The following is a 15,876-nucleotide window of genomic DNA, read 5'->3' on the forward strand; positions in this document are numbered from 1 at the left end:
CTAGATGTTCTCGATCACGATGCCGCTGATCTCGTTGGCGACGTCCTCGAAACGGTCGACCACCTTCTCCAGCTGCCCGTAGATCTCCGAGCCGATGATGTACGCCATCGCATCGCCGTGGCCGTGCCGGCGGTAGAGGTCCCTGAGACCCTCGTCGTGGAGTTCGTCGGCTCGCCCTTCGACGCGCATCACCTCCTCGGTGATCGCCGTCAGCCGCTGCAGGTTGGCGCCCGGCTTCTGCAGCAGCGGGACCGCCTCGGCCACCAGCCGCGCCGCCTCGACGATCACCGCGCCCATGTCCTGCATCAGCGGGTCGAACTGTCGCTGCTGGAACAGCGTCACCGTCTTCACGGTCTTGTGCATCATGTCGATGGAGTCGTCCATCGACTGGATCAGGTCCTTGATGTCATTGCGGTCGAAAGGCGTGATGAAGCTGCGCCGCACCGCCTGCAGCACCTCGCGGGTGATGCCGTCCGCCTCGTTCTCCAGGTCGACGATGGCGCGGCAATGCCGCTCCACCCCCTCGCCGCCCTCCAGCAGCTTCTGCAGTGCCTCCGCGCCGCCGACGATGGTCCTCGCATGATGCTCGAAGAGATCGAAGAACCGGTCCTCCCGGGGCAGCAGCGCCCGAAACAAGCCCAACATGCGTTCACCCCGCCCGATCGTTCATGCCGGAAAGCAATGCACGGACCGATCCCGAACCCGACTTCCGGAGCGACAACGCCGACCTGTCACAAAAACGTCAGCAAACTGTCACATTGGCCGTAGCTAGCATGCCGCTGCCACCCGGCGGAATAGGCAGTGCTGCGCATTTCCGGTCGGGATGGCCTTCAGAACCGGCGAGTTCCGCCCGCACCTTTCGACGAGCACATCAGATCGCGGCCTAGTTGAAACGCGACCAGCGATAATATTTCCACCAAGCTGAAGCGTGGCCGGACATGGAACGGGCAATCATTTTCCGCGTTACCCTGCCATCGAAAAGTACGGTCCGAAGCAACGGACGACTTCACTGACAGGAGACGTCGAAATGATCATGAAGCGAATTGTTCTTGCTGCGACGACCGCGGTTATGTTGGCCGCTCCGACGGGCGTTTCGGCCCAGAGCATCGAACTCGGCCCGAACGGCCTGCGTGTGAACCCGCCCGAGGTGGAACGTCGCTACGACGACCGCGACGTGATCGTCCAGGAGGAGATCAGCCCGCGCGAAGCCGCCGCCATCGCCCAGGACGCCGGCATTGATGAGGTGGACCAGGTGGTTCGCCGTCGCAACTCCTACCGCGTCACCGGCATCGACCGCGGCGGCCAGGACCTGCAGGTCACCGTCGACCGCTATTCCGGCGAAGTGATCGGCCGCCGCCGGATCTGACGCGACGCCGCTGTTTGCGCGACCTCGAGCCCCCGCCGGCGGCGGGGGCTTTCGTTTGCCCGCGACCCGATCGCCTCGCCCCCTTGACCTTTGACCGGACCACTACATACTAAGGTCGCCTTACAATTCGGAGTGACGGCAATGGCGGCGGAGGAAACCCTCGGCTTCGTGATCGTCGATGTCGCGCGGCTGCTGCGCCAGCAGTTCGACAGCGCACTGGAGAACGCCGGGCTCGGGCTGACGGCGGGCGAAGCGCGCACCCTGCACCATGCCGCCGTCGCCGGCCCGCTGCGCCAGACCCTTCTCGCCGAGCGCATGGCTGTGGAGCCGATGACCGTCGTCGGCTACCTCGACCGTCTGGAGCGCGCCGGTCTGATCGAGCGTTTGACCGACCCCGACGACCGCCGCGCCAAGCTGGTCACTCCCACCGCGGCGGCTGCACCCGTGCTCCTGAAGATCGGCGAGGTCGGCGCCGCCGTCCGCCAGCAGGCCACGCACGGGATTTCTCCCGCCGAGATCGCGGCACTGCGCGACCAGCTCGCGCTGATGCGCCGGAACCTCGGCGGTGCGCCGACGCCGGCCTTGGAGCGCGTCCGGTGAGCGTGCTGCCCGGAACCGACCAGCCCGCCGTGATGCTCTCCGAGCGCCTGACGACCGCCTTCGGCGCCGCCCTCGTCGCGCTCGGCCCGATCTCCATGGCGCTCTACACGCCGGCCATGCCGGCGCTGGTGGACGCCTTCGGAACCACCATGGCGGCCGTGAAGATCACGCTCACGGCCTACTTCGCCGGCTTCGCTTTGGCTCAACTCCTCGTCGGTCCGCTCTCCGATGCCTACGGCCGCAAGCCGGTCGCCGCCGGTTTCATCGCGCTCTACGTGGTGGGAAGCATCGGCGCCGTGCTGGCGAGCACGGTCGACGCGCTGATCCTCGCCCGCCTGGTGCAGGGCATCGGCGCGGCGGCAGGCGTCGCCATCTCGCGCGCCATCGTGCGCGACAGCTTCACCGGGCAGGCCTCCGCGCGCATCCTCAACACCATCGGCATTTGGCTCGCCATCGGTCCGGCGATGTCGCCGACCATCGGCGGCCTGATCCTCTCCGCTTTCGGCTGGCACGCGATCTTCGTCGCCATGGCGGTCTACGGCGTGGCGCTGTTCGCCGTCATCGTCATCGCCCTGCCGGAAACCAACCGGGCGCCCGACCCGGCGCGCGCACGCCCGGCGGGCCTGATCGCGGCCTACCGCACGCTCGCCGCCGACCGGCGCTTCCTGATGCCGAGCCTCGTCATCGGGTTGACCATCGGCGCGCTCTACGCCCTCGGCACCATGCTGCCCTTCGTGCTGATCGGCCGCGTCGGCCTGACCCCGACCCAGTTCGGCCTCGGCATGCTGTTCCAGTCCGGCAGCTACATCCTCGGCGGGATCACCACCAAGCTGCTGCTCCGCCGCTTCGACGCCCGCCGGCTGGTGCTGCCGTCGCTGGCGCTCTGCGCCTTCGGCGGCGTGCTCCTGGCCGTGACGCTCAGGATCGCCGAGCCGAGCTTCCTCGGCGTGATGGTGCCGGTGGCGATCTTCGCCTACGCTCTTGCCTTCTTCACGCCTTCGATGACGACCGACGCCCTCGCCCCGTTCGCGACCATCGCCGGCGCCGCCTCCGCGCTGATGGGCTTCCTCCAGATGGGCGGCGGCTTTGCCGGGTCGGTGGTGGCCGCGAGCTTTTCCGACCCGGTACTCGCGCTGGCGACGGTCACGCCGGTGATGACGGTGGCGGGGTTCCTGCTCTACACCGTGTCCGACCGCGGCGCCCGCTGAGGAGCGGACCCACTCACGCCGCCAAGCCCTTCTTCGCCAGCATGGCATCGACGCTGGGCAGGCGGCCGCGGAAGGCGATGTAGGCGGCTTCAGGGTCGACCGAGCCGCCCGTCGAATAGACGTTGGCCTTCAGGCGTGCGGCCGTCGCGGCATCGAAGGGATCGCCGGTCTCCTGGAAGGCGGCGAAAGCGTCGGCGTCGAGCACTTCCGACCACATGTAGGAATAGTAGGCGGCCGCATAGCCGCCGGAGAAGATGTGCCCGAAGTGCGGCGAGCGATGGCGCATGGCGATCGACTTCGGCATGCCGATCGCGGCCAGCACCTCCGCCTCCACCGCCATCGGGTCGGCGACCGCCGCGCGGGTGTGGAAGGCCATGTCGACCAGCGCCGAGGATGTGAACTCCACCGTGGCGAACCCGGCGTTGAAGGTGCGCGCCGCCAGCACCTTGTCGAGCAGCGCACGCGGCATCGGCTCGCCCGTCTCGACGTGGAGGGCGTAGGCCTCCAGCACGGCGGGCACCGTCATCCAGTGCTCGAAGAGCTGCGACGGCAGTTCAACGAAGTCGCGCGGCACGCTGGTGCCGGCGACGGAGGGATAGGTGACGTCTGACAGCATGCCGTGCAGCGCATGGCCGAACTCGTGGAACAGCGTCCGCGCCTCGTCGAGCGTCAAGAGCGCGGGTCGGCCCTCGGCCGGCTTGGCGAAGTTGCAGACGTTGTAGACGATCGGGATCCGGCCGTGCCGGCCGCCGGTCTGGAGCTTGTGCTGGCCCTGGAAGGAGCTCATCCACGCGCCGGAGCGCTTGGAAGGCCGGGCGAAGTAGTCGCCGAGGAACACCGCGACGAGCGCGCCGCCGGCGTCGCGGATCTCGAACACGCGGGCATCCGGGTGGTGGCCGGGGACGTCCTTGTGCTCCGTGGCGGTGATGCCGAACAGCCGGCGGGCCACCTCGAAGCAGGCCTCCACCATCCGGTCGAGCGAGAGATAGGGCTTCAGCTCCTCCTCGGAGAAGGCGAAGCGGCGGGCGCGCAGCTTCTCCGCGTAGTGCCGCCAGTCCCACGGCAGGATCGGGTGGTTCTGCCCTTCCTCCAAGGCGAGCTGGGCGAGTTCCTCCTCCTCGTCGGCCGCACGGTCGCGGGCGCGGGTCCACACCTCCATCAGCAGACGTCCGACGGCTTCGGGCGTCTTGGCCATGGTGTCATCGAGCGCGAGCGCCGCGTGATGCGGATAGCCGAGCAGGTTGGCAGCTTCCGACCGCAGCGCCAGGATCTCGGCCATGATCGCCCGGTTGTCGGTCTCCCCGCCGTTCTCGCCGCGCGCCACGAAGGCCTTGAACGCCTGTTCGCGCAGATCGCGGCGCGTGGAGAAGGTGAGAAACGGCTCCACCAGGGAGCGCGACAGCGTGACCGCATAGGCGCCCTCGCGGCCCCGGCGGCGCGCCTCGGCCGCCATCGCCTCGACCAGCGAGGCGGGCAGGCCGGCAAGCTCGTCCGCCTCGGTGAGGAACAGCACCCAGGCCTCCTCGTCGGCAAGCACGTTCTGACCGAACGAGGCCTTGAGGCCCGCAAGGCGCTCGTGCACGGCAGTCAGGCGGTCCTGCGCGTCCTTGGGGAGCTTTGCGCCGGAGTGGACGAAGCCCTTCCAGTGCCGCTCCAGCACCCGCGTCTGCTCCAGCGTCAGCCCGAGCGCGTCCCGGCCCTCCCACAGGCTGTCGATCCGCGCGAACAGGGCAGGGTTGGTGCCGATCCTGGAGTAGTGTCGCGACAGCTTGGGCGCGATATCGCGCTCGAGCGCGCGGATCGTGTCGTTGGTGTCCGACCCCGCACGGTTCCAGAACAGTGCCGACACCCGCGACAGCGCCTCGCCGGCCACCTCCAGCGCCTCCACCGTGTTGGCAAAGCTCGCCGGCTCGGGATTGCCGGCGATTGCCTCGATCTCCGCCTCGTGGGCGGAAAGATAGACGTCGAACGCCGGCGCGAAATCGGTGTCGGCGACGGCGGAGAACCGCGGCAGGCCGTGCGGTCCGTCCCAGACGGTAAGGGCGGGATTGAGGGCGGAGTCGGTCATGGACGGAAAAGCTCCGGAGGACGGCGGACGGGATCGACGCGGCTGTCGGTCGATCTGCTTCTCACGGGAGGCGGCGCGGAGCAACTGTCACGTGCGGCGCCAGCCGAGGAGCCCGGGCGCGGCGTGCCAGATCGCCTGGACGGCGAAGCCGCAGAAGAGGAGCCCGGAGGCGCGGACGATCGCCAGTTCGTGCGCCCGGTAGAACCGCCGCACCGCACCGGCGCCGATGATCGCGATCAGGATCACGTCGGCGACGAGGAAGCCGAGCAGAGACACCCCGAGCAGCACCGGCAGCGCGTCGAAGTCGAGCTGGTCGGACTGGCCGGCGAGCAGGGCGGTGAAGGTGGCGAGCGCGACCGGGTAGCCCTTGGGATTGGTGAGCCCGAAGATCAGCCCGCGCCGGAGCGGGTTGCGCACCGTCATCACCGCTTCGCCGGTCCCCTTCGGCCGGGCGGTGAGCGCGGTCCATCCGATCCAGGCGAGATAGAGCCCGCAGAGGAAGCCGAGCAGGTCGAACACGAAGGAGCCGATGCTCCGCGCCCCGACGATCGCCACCAGCGCCAGGGCCGACCAGACGAGGTCGCCGGCCAGATGCCCGCCCATGAAGAGTGCGCCGGCCCGCCGGCCCTGCCCGGCCCCGATGCCGAGCAGCGCCAGGAAGGCCGGCCCGGGGATCAGCACATAGGCGGCGGCTGCGCCGAAGGCGCCGAGAAGCAACGCGAAGGACATGTGGAACCGGCTCCGGTGGGAGCGCCATCCGACCCGAACCGCAAAGGCGCGTCAAGGGACGGGCGCTTCCGATCCGGGGACGGCGGACGGCTGTCAGACCCGTCCGCCGGCCGCCCGACCCTGGCCGTGCCAGTCGAGTTGCTCCAGCATCATCAACTCGGCGATGTTCTCGTGGCTGAGGTAGCCGACGAGGCGGCCGTCTGCGTCGGTGACGCCGACGGCCGGCGCTTCCTTTTCCTGCATCAGGCGGAGAGCCGGCTCCAGCCAGCCGTCGTCGCGCACCAGCGGGATGTCCGCGTTCATGGCGTTGAGCACGGGCGTGCCAGGTCCGGTCGCTTTCAGGGCGCGGATCATGCCGTCGCGGGTGAGGATACCGCGCAGCCGACCGCCGCCGTCGACGACCGGGAACTCCCGCTGGGTGGTGCGGATCAGCGCCTCCGCCGCGTCGTCGACCGTGGCGGCCGGTCCGAGCGTCTCGAAGCTGCTCACCATCGCCGCTGAGACGCGGATCTTGCGCGCCCGCTCCACCATCGTGGTCGCCTCCGCCTCGCCGGTGGCGGCGAGGAAGATGAAGATCGCGATGAAGACCAGGATGGCATTGCCGCCGAAGAGGCCAATGGCCCCGAACAGGAAGGCGACGCCCTGGCCGATGCCGGCGGCGATTTCCGTTGCCTTGCGGCGGCCGAGCTTGAGGGCGAGCAGCGCCCGCAGCACGCGTCCGCCGTCCATCGGGAACGCCGGGATCAGGTTGAACACGACGAGGAAGATGTTGACGCCGGCCAACCGGTCGATGAACGAAGCCTGCGGCTGCTCCACGTTGGCCATCACGCCGGGATCGAGCCGGGCGCCGATCAGGATCAGGAGCAGCGCGATCACCACGTTCACCATCGGCCCGGCGACCGCGATGACGATCTCCTCCGCAGGCTTTTCCGGCATCCGCGATAGCCGGGCGAGGCCGCCGATCGGCAGCAGCGTGATGTCAGGCGTGGTGATCCCGTAGCGCCGGGCCGCCACGGCGTGGCCGAGTTCGTGCAGCGTCACACAGGCGAACACCGCGAGGATGAAGGCGATGCCGTCGATCGCCGCCGCCGAGCCGCCCGCCGCGTAGGACGCCAGCCCGATCCAGGCGAGCAGGATCAGAAACGTCAGGTGGATGCGGATCTCCGACCCGAAGACGCGGCCGAGCGGGATGGACCAGGACATGCAGCATTCCTCATGGGACGACTGTTCCGAAGATAGGCTTGGAAGCGCCGAGCGGAAGAGGAGTTCCACGTAAGCCTAAGGCGAAGGCTTCGCCGGGTCGTCCCGCGCCGGCTCAGGGCACCAGGACGACCTTGCCCTTGACCCGCCGCGCCGCGATCTCGGCCAGTGCCTCCGCGGCCTGTTCCAGCGGGTAGCGGCCGTGGATGCGCGGGGCGAGCGCTCCAGCTGCCACCTGGCCGAGCAGCCAACGGGTGTTGGCGATGTGTCCGGCCGGGTCGCGCTTGGTCCAGGCGCCCCAGTGGACGCCGACGATGTCGATCGACTTCAGCAGCACCAGGTTGAGCGGGATCTTCGGGATGTCGCCGCCGGCAAAGCCGATCACGAGGTAGCGCCCGCCCCAGTTGGTCGCCCGGACCAGCGGCTCGGCGAGATCGGCCCCCACCGCGTCGTAGACGACATCGGCTCCGAGGCCGCCGGTGAGGTCGCGCACCTGGGTCTTCAGGTCGCCTGCCGACACATCGATCACGGCATCGGCCCCGAGCGCCAGCACCTCCGGCGCCTTCTCCGCGGAGCCGACGCAGCCGATCACCCGCGCGCCCATGATCCGGCCGATCTCCACGGCCGCCTGCCCGACGCCGCCGGTCGCCCCGGTGACGACGAGCGTTTCGCCCGGCGCGAGCCGCGCCCGGTCCTTCAGCGCGTGGACGGTGGTTCCATAGGCGACGATCAGCCCGGCCGCGACGTCGGACGGCACCGCGTCGGGAACGGGCACCACCGTGTCCGCAGCGACGGCGACCGCCTCCCGCGCCGCGCCATGGCCGAGGTAGGCGGCCACGCGGTCGCCGACGGAGAGCCCCTCAACGCCATCCCCCACCGCCTCGATGCGGCCGGCGCATTCCGCCGACGGCGAGAACGGCCGTTCCGGTTTCACTTGGTAGCGGTCGGCGATGATGAGGGTGTCCATGAAATTGAGCGCGGCCGCCTCCACCGCGATCACCACCTCGCCGGGGCCCGCGACCGGACGGTCCACCTCCTGAACGACGAGGGTCTCCGGTCCGCCGGTCTGGAGCGAAAGCAGCGCGCGCATCAAAGGACCTTCCGCAAGCATCGAGGGGCGGCGAGCATGCCCCGACCGCGCTGGCCTGCAAATCCACCGAAGGGCGATGCGGCAATGGCGCGGTGTCGCGGGGACGTCAGTCGACGTCGACCTGCGAGTCCGCCTCCAGGATCTTGCGCAGCCGGGAGAAGGCGAGCCGGATCCGCGACTTCACGGTGCCGAGCGGCAACCCGGTCTCGTCCGCGATCTGGCTGTGCGACAGCCCCTTGAAGAAGGCGAGCTCGACCAGCGACAGCTGCTCGGCCGGCAGCGTGGCGAGCGCCACCCGCACCCGCTCCTCGCGAACGGCGATGTCGAGGCCCGATTCCGGATCATCGAAGTCGGACGGCAAAAAGGCCGGGTCGTTGGGATCGAGGTCGCCCAGCCGGTCGCGGCGGAGCACGTCGATCCGCCGGTTGCGCGCGATGCGGAACAGCCAGGTGCCGACGGACGATTTGGAGCGGTCGAACAGCTCGGCCTTACGCCAGAGCGTCACCATCACCTCCTGGGCGATCTCCTCGGCGACGCCGTTCTCGGTGCCGAGCCGGATCAGGTAGGCGGTGAGACGCGGCGCGTAGTGGTCGAACAGCTGCACGAATGCGCTCTGGTCGCGGTTGCGCGCGACCAGGTCCACGAGATCGGCGAGTTCGTCATGCTGCGCCACAAACACCCCACCTCAAAGGATCGGAGGTGGCCGGTCGCCCGGCATCCCCGCCCCTGTCGCTTGCTTCCCGCCGTTCCCCCGAGCCAGCGTGAGCCGTTGGCAGGGTGCGTCGGGCGCTTCGACCTTGTTCTTGACCCGGGCCGGCACGGTCCTTGTCGCCGATGCCCAACTCTCGCCCAATTTCCGGCAAAGCGTTCGGGTCGCCCGGCGGATCATAGACGAACTCCTCCGGGTGCGCCAAGGCGGAACGCTGCTGGCTGTTTTTGTCCAGGGAATTCCGCTTTCGACCCAAGCCTGATAAGGACCGGCAACGGTTTGGTAACCGTCCCGCCGTAGCTTTGCGGTAACCTTAACGGCCCCTTACGCCGGGCGATCCTTTCGAGCGGCTGGAATGCCGCGGATCGTCCGCCACTGTGGAGACTAGGTGCAAGATGAAGTACGTCCGCACGCTCGGCCTGGCCGCAACCATGGTGCTCGGCACGGTCACGATCGCCGGTGCGCAGACGCCCACGCTGCTGGAGCAGTTCAGCCGCTGGTCGACCTACACCTACACGAACGGCGAGGAGAAGGTGTGCTACGCCATCACCCAGCCGACCAAGTCCGAACCGGCCGGCGTGAAGCGCGACCCGGTCTACCTGTTCATCACGAACCGACCGAAGCAGAGCGTCCAGCGCGAGGTGAGCGTGGAGACCGGCTATCCCTACAAGGAGGGCTCCGTGACGGAGGCCAAGGTGGGATCGGACACCTTCACCCTGTTCACCAAGGAACAGAGCGCCTGGGTGCAGAACTCCGCCGACGAGTCGCGCCTGATCGCGGCCATGCGGGCCGGCTCCGACATGGTCGTAACCGGCACCTCCCGCCGCGGCACGGTGACGGTGGACACCTATTCGCTGTCGGGCGTCACCGCCGCCATCAACCGGATCGACGCCGAGTGCAAGTGACGCGGCCAGGTCGCTGACAGCATTGAGCGTAGGAACGGGCCCGGGGAGAGATCCCCGGGCCTTTTGTATGCCCCTGCAATTTGTGACATTTTGATATTTTTATGATAGGAAGACTTCACTTTTTGTGGCTTTGGCAAAAAATTCTGTGGCTTCATCCATTCTGATGACGCTTGTCGAGGCGATCGGGGTTAGAAACAGGCCGTTCACGAGTCGCCGGTTCACGGCAGGTCTGCCGGCCGACGGCTTTCCGGAAGAAGCCATGTTCAAACTGACCCTTATTGCCCTTTCGCTTTCCGCGCTCCTGTTCGGGACGTTGGAAGCCGAAAGCACGGATTTGATAGGCCGGTCCGCCCCTGCGGGGTCGCTCGGCCTTTTGCAGTCGATTTGAGAGAACGACGCCGCTTTGCGGCAGCGGCCGACCGCCGTTCGGGTGGGGCGGCCGCACAAATCTTCTCGTCGGCACCCGACCCGTCCTGAAGGGCGGGCGCGCTGCCCATCCCCGGCGAGAAGGAAGCGCCATCGAATGCCGGCTGTCGCACCTCATCCGCGACGGATCGGTGGTGCATCGTCCGGGGTGGCGCATGGGCAAGAGTGCAGGGTTGCCCGCCAGTGCCATGCACGCGTGCTCGCCGCTCCGACGACCTCTCGGAGCCGCCGCCCCGGGCGATGCAGCCCCTCAAAGGGTTGGGTTTGGCGCGATCCTTTGCTATATGAAGCCCGAGCGAGCGGCCGGTGACTTTTCGGAAGTCTCCGGCCGTCGTCGCTCGTTTTGGATGATCGCACGGCAGCGCCGGCGATCCTCGCGATCCGGACAGGCTTCATGACCACCACGCTCGACCTCACGCGCCGCCCCGCGGCCGCCGCCGGCTTCGGCCACAACTCCGGCGACCGCCCGTCGCTGGTCGGCCTGTCGCGCGAGGACCTGGGCGCGGCGCTCGCCGCCGTCGGCGTGCCGGAGCGGCAGGTGCGGATGCGCACCGCCCAGCTCTGGCACTGGATGTACGTGCGCGGCGCCGACAGCTTCCACGCCATGTCCAACGTCGCCAAGGAGCTTCGCCAGACGCTGGACGACGCCTATTCCCTGGCCCGCCCTGAGATCGTCACCGAGCAGGTCTCCCGCGACGGCACGCGCAAGTGGCTGCTGCAGTTCCCACCGCGCGGCGCCGGCCGACCGGTGGAGATCGAGACCGTCTACATCCCCGAGGAGGGCCGCGGCACGCTCTGCGTCTCCAGCCAGGTCGGCTGCACGCTGACCTGCTCCTTCTGCCATACCGGCACCCAGAAGCTCGTCCGCAACCTCACCGCCGAGGAGGTCCTGGCGCAGATCCTGGTCGCCCGCGACCGGCTCGGCGACTATCCGAACGCCGCCGTCAACGCAGAGGCCATGGTGCCGAGCGAGGGACGCCTCGTGTCCAACATCGTGATGATGGGCATGGGCGAGCCGCTTTACAATTTCGACAACGTCAAGCAGGCGCTGCTGATCGCCACCGATGGCGACGGCCTGTCGCTCTCCAAGCGCCGCGTCACGCTGTCGACCTCGGGCGTGGTGCCGAACATCGGTCGCACCGGCAACGAGATCGGCGTCATGCTGGCGATCTCGCTGCATGCCGTGCGCGACGACCTTCGCGACGTGCTGGTGCCGCTCAACAAGAAGTACCCGCTGAAGGACCTGATGGACGCCTGCCGGACCTATCCGGGCCTTTCGAACGCGCGCCGCATCACCTTCGAATACGTGATGCTGAAGGGCGTCAACGACAGTCTTGCCGACGCGCGCGAACTGGTACGCCTGCTGAAGGGCATCCCGGCGAAGATCAACCTGATCCCGTTCAACCCCTGGCCGGGCTCGCCCTACGAGTGCTCGGACTGGGGGCAGATCGAGGCCTTCGCCGACCACGTCAACGCCGCCGGCTACGCCTCCCCGATCCGCACCCCGCGCGGCCGCGACATCCTCGCCGCCTGCGGCCAGCTGAAGAGCGAGACCGAGCGGATGCGCAAGAAGGACCGCGACGCCCTGGAAGCCGGCCGCGACCCGCGCGGCCTCGGCATCGAGTTCGTGCCCGACGAAGCGGACCTGGCCATGCGCGCCATGGTCGCCGGCCACGGCGAGGACTGACGCGCCATGCGCGCGGTGGGGCGCATCTTCGCCGACATCCTCGGCTACATCGCGGCCGTGATCGCCGCCGCCCTGCTGGTGGTGGCTGCGAAGGCCGGCATCGAGCCCGAGCATACGGAAACGGCCGGCTGGTTCTGGGCCCAGTTCGTCGTCTACGGCGGGCTGACCGCCGCCCTGATCGGCGCCATGAGTTTTGTGCCCTTCGTCGTCCTGGTCATCGTCGCCGAATGGCTCGGCCTGCGCTCCTTCGTCTGGTACGCCGGCGCGGGCGGGCTGATGGCCCTCGCCGCGAGCATGACCGTGGGCGGCCTCAGCGCCGGCGACACCACCCTGCACATGGACGCGACGGTGCTCATCGCGGCCGGCCTGGTGGGCGGGCTGGTGTTCTGGGCGCTGAGCGGCCGGTTCGCGGGGCTGGGGGACGATGCTCTGGGCGACCGGGAACCCGGGCCTTCGTAGTTTGAACAAGGCCTTGATCGCGGCTATACTGCACTCCAGGAGAAGCCGATGAAGCCTACAGGTCCGCAGAAAGCAAAGCAGGTGGCATCGCCGGCAAAGAGCGATCGCGTCACTGAAGGCAGCGCCGTCACCTCCAAGAGCGGTTCCTCCGAAGAGCTTCCTTCCGGACGGTCTGGCGCGACCGGCCGCGCTGTCCAGCCGCTCCCGGACGCCATAAAGGTGCGTCGGCAACCCGGTCACCTCATGGGCAAGATGCCACCCGTCGGACGCGCGATACTCGACCACGACGTGATCCCCGCAGACGAAGCCAAGGCCTGGGCAGGCGAATGAATCTCCTGCTGGATACGCACACCTTTGTGTGGTGGGTATCCGGCGAGACGATCGAGATCGGAGCGCGGGCATTGCCGCTGATCGAAGATCCCGACAACGTGGTGTTCGTAAGCGCTGCAAGCGCTTACGAAATCGTCTTCAAACACCGAAAAGGACTCTGGCCGGATATCGCTTTGCTCGCCGCCGACGTTGCCGGGGAGGTCGAAGCAGCTGACTTCACGGAGTTGCCGGTCGGCTTTCAGCACATGCAGATCGCTGGGAACCTCGTTGAAGTCCATCGGGATCCTTTCGACAGGATCCTTGCGGCACAGGCATTGACGGGTTCGATGCCCATCCTGTCCGCTGACCGGAAACTCGATCAGTTCGGCGTCCAACGGATCTGGTAACCGTTCGGCCGATTCACCCCCGCGCCTTCGCCAGCAGCAGCCGCACGGCGAACGCGCCCATCACGCCGGCGAAGATCCAGTCGAACGCCCGGAGCGCCCGCGGGCTTCGCTTCAGGAAACCGGCGATGCGCTCCGCGCCGAGGATCATCGCGGCGGTGATCGGGAAGGCGACGGCGATCAGCCAGAGTCCGAGAAACATGAGCTTGCCGGCGGCATGCGGATCCCCGGCGTCGATGAATTGGGGAAGGAAGGTCACGAAGAAGACGATGATCTTCGGGTTGAGCACGTTGACCAGGAAGCCCTTGAGCGCGATCCGGCCGAGCGGCTCGCGCACGGCCTTCGCTGGATCGATCGAGAAGGCCGCACCCTTGCGGACGGCTTCGACCGCGAGATAGGCGAGGTAGAGCGCGCCCGCGACCTTCAGCGCCGTGAATGCCGTCTCGGACGCGGCCAGCACCGCTGACAGGCCCACGGCCGCGAGGGTGGAATGGACGAGCAGACCCGCGTTGGTGCCCATGAAGGCGGCGAACCCGGCCGGCCGACCCTGTGCGACCGTCTTGCCCAGGAACAGGGCCATGTCCGGCCCTGGCGTCAGCGTCAGGAACACCACCGCGACGGTGAAGCCGAGGAGAACGGTAAGGTCGGGCAGGAACGTCATGACATCGGGATACGCCACGACGAACGGGCCGACAAGCCAACCTCGATCGTGGCGGCAATCGTCCGCTCGGCACCGTTGGCGGTTGATCGGAGGGGTGCCGACCCAATATGGATGGCTCCAGCCGAAAACCTGCGCGGTGCTCGGCGCTTTTCCAGAGACCACCCCGGAGCTTGCCCGATGCCGATGACGACCGTTTCCACGCCGACCCTCATCGCCGCCACGGCCGAGGGCGCAGCGTCGAACCTCGCCGGGCTGCCCGAGTGGGATCTGTCGGCCCTCTATGCCGCCCCCGACGCGCCCGAGGTGGCGACCGACCTGTCTCGAGCCTTGACCGGCGCGGAAGAATTCGCCAAGGCGCACAAGGGGACCATCGCGGGGCTGCTGGCGTCGGACGGCGGTGGCGCGAAGCTCGCCGGGGTGATCCGCGATTACGAGGCGCTGCAGGAACTGCTCGGACGGTTGATGTCCTACGCCGGCCTCCTCTACTCCGGCGACACGACCGATCCCAAGCGCGCCAAATTCTACGGCGACGTCCAGGAGAAGATCACCGCGGCAAGCTCCCACCTGCTGTTCTTCGAACTGGAGCTCAACCGCATCGACGACGCGCTGATCGACGCCGCCATGGCCGCCGACGCCGGGCTGGCGCACTACCGGCCTTGGCTGACCGACATCCGCCTGGAGAAGCCCTACCAGCTCGACGACAAGCTGGAGGAGTTGTTCCACGAGAAGTCGATCACCGGCTACTCCGCCTGGAACCGCCTGTTCGACGAGACGATCGCCAGCCTGCGCTTCGAGGTGGACGGCGAACAGCTTGCCATCGAGCCGACGCTCCACCTGCTGCAGGAGCCGGACGAGGCCAGGCGGAAGGCTGCATCCGACGCCCTTGGCAAGACATTCGGCGAGAACCTGCGCGTCTTCACGCTGATCACCAACGTGCTCGCCAAGGATAAGGAGATCGCCGACCGCTGGCGCGGCTTCAAGGACATCGCCGCCGCCCGCCACCTCTCTAATCGGGTCGAGCCGGAAGTGGTGGAGGCGCTCGTCGCGGCCGTGCGCGACGCCTATCCGCGCCTCAGCCACCGCTACTACGCCCTGAAGGCGAAGTGGATGGGCAAGGAGACGCTGGCCAGCTGGGACCGCAACGCGCCCCTGCCAGGCGCCGTGACCCGCACCGTGCCCTGGCCGGAGGCCAAGGACACCGTGCTCTCCGCCTACGGCCGCTTCTCCCCGCGGATGGCCGACATCGCCCGCCGCTTCTTCGACGAGAACTGGATCGACGCGCCGGTCCGCCCCGGCAAGGCGCCAGGCGCCTTCGCTCATCCGACGGTGCCCTCGGCCCACCCCTACGTGCTTTTGAACTACCTCGGCCGTACCCGGGACGTGATGACGCTCGCCCACGAGCTCGGACACGGCGTGCACCAGGTGCTGGCCGGCCGGCAAGGCGCGCTGATGGCGCCGACGCCGCTGACGCTGGCCGAGACCGCCTCCGTCTTCGGCGAGATGCTGACCTTCCAGGCCTTGCTGGGCCGGACTGCGAGCCAGGCGGAGAAGCGGACGCTGCTCGTCTCCAAGGTGGAGGACATGCTGAACACGGTGGTCCGCCAGATCGCCTTCTACACCTTCGAGCGGGAGATCCACACCGCCCGCCGCGAGGGCGAGCTGACCGCCGAGCAGATCAATGCGATCTGGATGAAGGTGCAGGCGGAAAGCCTCGGCCCCTCGATCAGCTTCGGACCGGGATACGAGACCTTCTGGACCTATATCCCCCACTTCATCCATTCGCCCTTCTACGTCTATGCCTACGCCTTCGGCGACTGCCTGGTGAACTCGCTCTACGCAGTGTTCGAGAAGGCCGAGCCGGGCTTCCAGGACAAATACTTCGCCCTGCTGGAGGCCGGCGGCACCAAGCACCACGGCGAGCTTCTCGCCCCCTTCGGCCTCGATGCCAGCGACCCCGGCTTCTGGCAGATGGGCCTCGGGCTCATCGCCCGACTCATCGACGAACTGGAGGCGATGGAGGGGTGAACGCCGGGTCTTTGGAACGGCTTCTGGCGA

The 15,876-nt window shown here is 68.2% G+C and carries 16 protein-coding genes and 1 pseudogene; 10 read left to right on the plus strand and 7 right to left on the minus strand.

The window, feature by feature from the left end; translation table 11 throughout:
• Entirely contained in the window at positions 1–645 is a 645-nt protein-coding gene (locus HZ321_RS05895; protein WP_181701117.1) for a DUF47 domain-containing protein, read from the minus strand.
• A 382-nt stretch (positions 646–1,027) separates the two neighbouring features.
• On the opposite strand from HZ321_RS05895, the gene HZ321_RS05900 reads away from it, so the two are divergent.
• From HZ321_RS05900 to HZ321_RS05910, 3 genes are all read left to right on the plus strand, one after another.
• Positions 1,028–1,366, plus strand: a complete 339-nt coding sequence (locus tag HZ321_RS05900) for a PepSY domain-containing protein (protein ID WP_244635589.1) — start codon at positions 1,028–1,030, stop codon at positions 1,364–1,366.
• A gap of 141 nt (positions 1,367–1,507) precedes the next feature.
• On the plus strand, positions 1,508–1,966 hold the full coding sequence (locus tag HZ321_RS05905; RefSeq protein WP_181701119.1) for a MarR family winged helix-turn-helix transcriptional regulator: 459 nt from the start codon (positions 1,508–1,510) through the stop codon (positions 1,964–1,966).
• The gene (locus tag HZ321_RS05910) at positions 1,963–3,174 is read left to right on the plus strand and encodes a multidrug effflux MFS transporter (protein ID WP_342343810.1); all 1,212 of its coding nucleotides are present in this window, start codon (positions 1,963–1,965) and stop codon (positions 3,172–3,174) included. The genes HZ321_RS05905 and HZ321_RS05910 overlap by 4 nt, the downstream gene beginning before the upstream one ends.
• Before the next feature lie 13 nt (positions 3,175–3,187).
• Here HZ321_RS05910 and HZ321_RS05915 read toward each other — a convergent pair whose 3' ends face one another.
• The 5 genes from HZ321_RS05915 to HZ321_RS05935 all read right to left on the minus strand — a co-directional run bounded on the left by HZ321_RS05915 (position 3,188) and on the right by HZ321_RS05935 (position 8,934).
• Positions 3,188–5,242, minus strand: coding sequence for a M3 family metallopeptidase (locus tag HZ321_RS05915; protein WP_181701121.1), 2,055 nt, complete (start codon positions 5,240–5,242; stop codon positions 3,188–3,190).
• 87 nt (positions 5,243–5,329) lie between these two features.
• On the minus strand, positions 5,330–5,971 hold the full coding sequence (locus tag HZ321_RS05920; protein ID WP_181701123.1) for a LysE family translocator: 642 nt from the start codon (positions 5,969–5,971) through the stop codon (positions 5,330–5,332).
• Between the two features lie 93 nt (positions 5,972–6,064).
• Positions 6,065–7,174 (minus strand): site-2 protease family protein, encoded by a 1,110-nt coding sequence (locus HZ321_RS05925; RefSeq protein WP_181701125.1) that lies wholly within the window; start codon positions 7,172–7,174, stop codon positions 6,065–6,067.
• 112 nt (positions 7,175–7,286) lie between these two features.
• The gene (locus HZ321_RS05930) at positions 7,287–8,261 is read right to left on the minus strand and encodes an NADPH:quinone oxidoreductase family protein (RefSeq protein ID WP_181701127.1); all 975 of its coding nucleotides are present in this window, start codon (positions 8,259–8,261) and stop codon (positions 7,287–7,289) included.
• A 106-nt stretch (positions 8,262–8,367) separates the two neighbouring features.
• Positions 8,368–8,934: a sigma-70 family RNA polymerase sigma factor gene (locus HZ321_RS05935; RefSeq protein WP_181701129.1), complete on the minus strand. Its 567-nt coding sequence runs from the start codon at positions 8,932–8,934 to the stop codon at positions 8,368–8,370.
• Between the two features lie 431 nt (positions 8,935–9,365).
• Between HZ321_RS05935 and HZ321_RS05940 the strand changes: the two genes are divergently transcribed.
• The 6 genes and pseudogenes from HZ321_RS05940 (at position 9,366) to HZ321_RS05965 (ending at position 13,163) form a co-directional block, all read left to right on the plus strand.
• A complete protein-coding gene (locus HZ321_RS05940; protein WP_181701131.1) occupies positions 9,366–9,875 on the plus strand; it encodes an invasion associated locus B family protein in 510 nt (169 codons plus the stop codon).
• Positions 9,876–10,038: 163 nt separating this feature from the next.
• On the plus strand, positions 10,039–10,263 hold the full coding sequence (locus HZ321_RS05945) for a hypothetical protein (RefSeq protein WP_181701133.1): 225 nt from the start codon (positions 10,039–10,041) through the stop codon (positions 10,261–10,263).
• 498 nt (positions 10,264–10,761) lie between these two features.
• Positions 10,762–11,988, plus strand: a pseudogene (gene rlmN, locus HZ321_RS05950) (dual-specificity RNA methyltransferase RlmN); the annotation flags it as partial.
• A 6-nt stretch (positions 11,989–11,994) separates the two neighbouring features.
• Positions 11,995–12,447, plus strand: a complete 453-nt coding sequence (locus tag HZ321_RS05955; RefSeq protein ID WP_181701137.1) for a hypothetical protein — start codon at positions 11,995–11,997, stop codon at positions 12,445–12,447.
• 48 nt (positions 12,448–12,495) lie between these two features.
• Positions 12,496–12,777 (plus strand): hypothetical protein, encoded by a 282-nt coding sequence (locus HZ321_RS05960; RefSeq protein WP_181701138.1) that lies wholly within the window; start codon positions 12,496–12,498, stop codon positions 12,775–12,777.
• Entirely contained in the window at positions 12,774–13,163 is a 390-nt protein-coding gene (locus HZ321_RS05965; RefSeq protein WP_181701140.1) for a type II toxin-antitoxin system VapC family toxin, read from the plus strand. The genes HZ321_RS05960 and HZ321_RS05965 overlap by 4 nt, the downstream gene beginning before the upstream one ends.
• 13 nt (positions 13,164–13,176) lie before the next feature.
• Here HZ321_RS05965 and HZ321_RS05970 read toward each other — a convergent pair whose 3' ends face one another.
• Complete coding sequence (locus HZ321_RS05970) at positions 13,177–13,821, minus strand: LysE family translocator (RefSeq protein ID WP_181701142.1); 645 nt, start codon at positions 13,819–13,821, stop codon at positions 13,177–13,179.
• A 177-nt stretch (positions 13,822–13,998) separates the two neighbouring features.
• Here HZ321_RS05970 and HZ321_RS05975 point away from each other — a divergent pair, with 177 nt between their 5' ends.
• A complete protein-coding gene (locus tag HZ321_RS05975; RefSeq protein ID WP_181701144.1) occupies positions 13,999–15,846 on the plus strand; it encodes a M3 family oligoendopeptidase in 1,848 nt (615 codons plus the stop codon).
• The last annotated feature ends 30 nt before the right edge of the window (positions 15,847–15,876 follow it).

Source organism: Chthonobacter albigriseus (genome assembly GCF_013839445.1).
GTDB lineage: Bacteria > Pseudomonadota > Alphaproteobacteria > Rhizobiales > Pleomorphomonadaceae > Chthonobacter > Chthonobacter albigriseus.

Excerpts from the sequence above, each read along its gene's own strand:
- HZ321_RS05895 (WP_181701117.1), bottom strand. The coding sequence starts at position 645 with ATGTTGGGCTTGTTTCGGGCGCTGCTGCCCCGGGAGGACCGGTTCTTC.
- HZ321_RS05900 (WP_244635589.1), top strand. The coding sequence starts at position 1,028 with ATGATCATGAAGCGAATTGTTCTTGCTGCGACGACCGCGGTTATGTTG.
- HZ321_RS05905 (WP_181701119.1), top strand. The coding sequence starts at position 1,508 with ATGGCGGCGGAGGAAACCCTCGGCTTCGTGATCGTCGATGTCGCGCGG.
- HZ321_RS05915 (WP_181701121.1), bottom strand. The coding sequence starts at position 5,242 with ATGACCGACTCCGCCCTCAATCCCGCCCTTACCGTCTGGGACGGACCG.
- HZ321_RS05920 (WP_181701123.1), bottom strand. The coding sequence starts at position 5,971 with ATGTCCTTCGCGTTGCTTCTCGGCGCCTTCGGCGCAGCCGCCGCCTAT.
- HZ321_RS05925 (WP_181701125.1), bottom strand. The coding sequence starts at position 7,174 with ATGTCCTGGTCCATCCCGCTCGGCCGCGTCTTCGGGTCGGAGATCCGC.
- HZ321_RS05930 (WP_181701127.1), bottom strand. The coding sequence starts at position 8,261 with ATGCGCGCGCTGCTTTCGCTCCAGACCGGCGGACCGGAGACCCTCGTC.
- HZ321_RS05940 (WP_181701131.1), top strand. The coding sequence starts at position 9,366 with ATGAAGTACGTCCGCACGCTCGGCCTGGCCGCAACCATGGTGCTCGGC.
- HZ321_RS05945 (WP_181701133.1), top strand. The coding sequence starts at position 10,039 with ATGACGCTTGTCGAGGCGATCGGGGTTAGAAACAGGCCGTTCACGAGT.
- HZ321_RS05955 (WP_181701137.1), top strand. The coding sequence starts at position 11,995 with ATGCGCGCGGTGGGGCGCATCTTCGCCGACATCCTCGGCTACATCGCG.
- HZ321_RS05960 (WP_181701138.1), top strand. The coding sequence starts at position 12,496 with ATGAAGCCTACAGGTCCGCAGAAAGCAAAGCAGGTGGCATCGCCGGCA.
- HZ321_RS05965 (WP_181701140.1), top strand. The coding sequence starts at position 12,774 with ATGAATCTCCTGCTGGATACGCACACCTTTGTGTGGTGGGTATCCGGC.
- HZ321_RS05970 (WP_181701142.1), bottom strand. The coding sequence starts at position 13,821 with ATGACGTTCCTGCCCGACCTTACCGTTCTCCTCGGCTTCACCGTCGCG.
- HZ321_RS05975 (WP_181701144.1), top strand. The coding sequence starts at position 13,999 with ATGCCGATGACGACCGTTTCCACGCCGACCCTCATCGCCGCCACGGCC.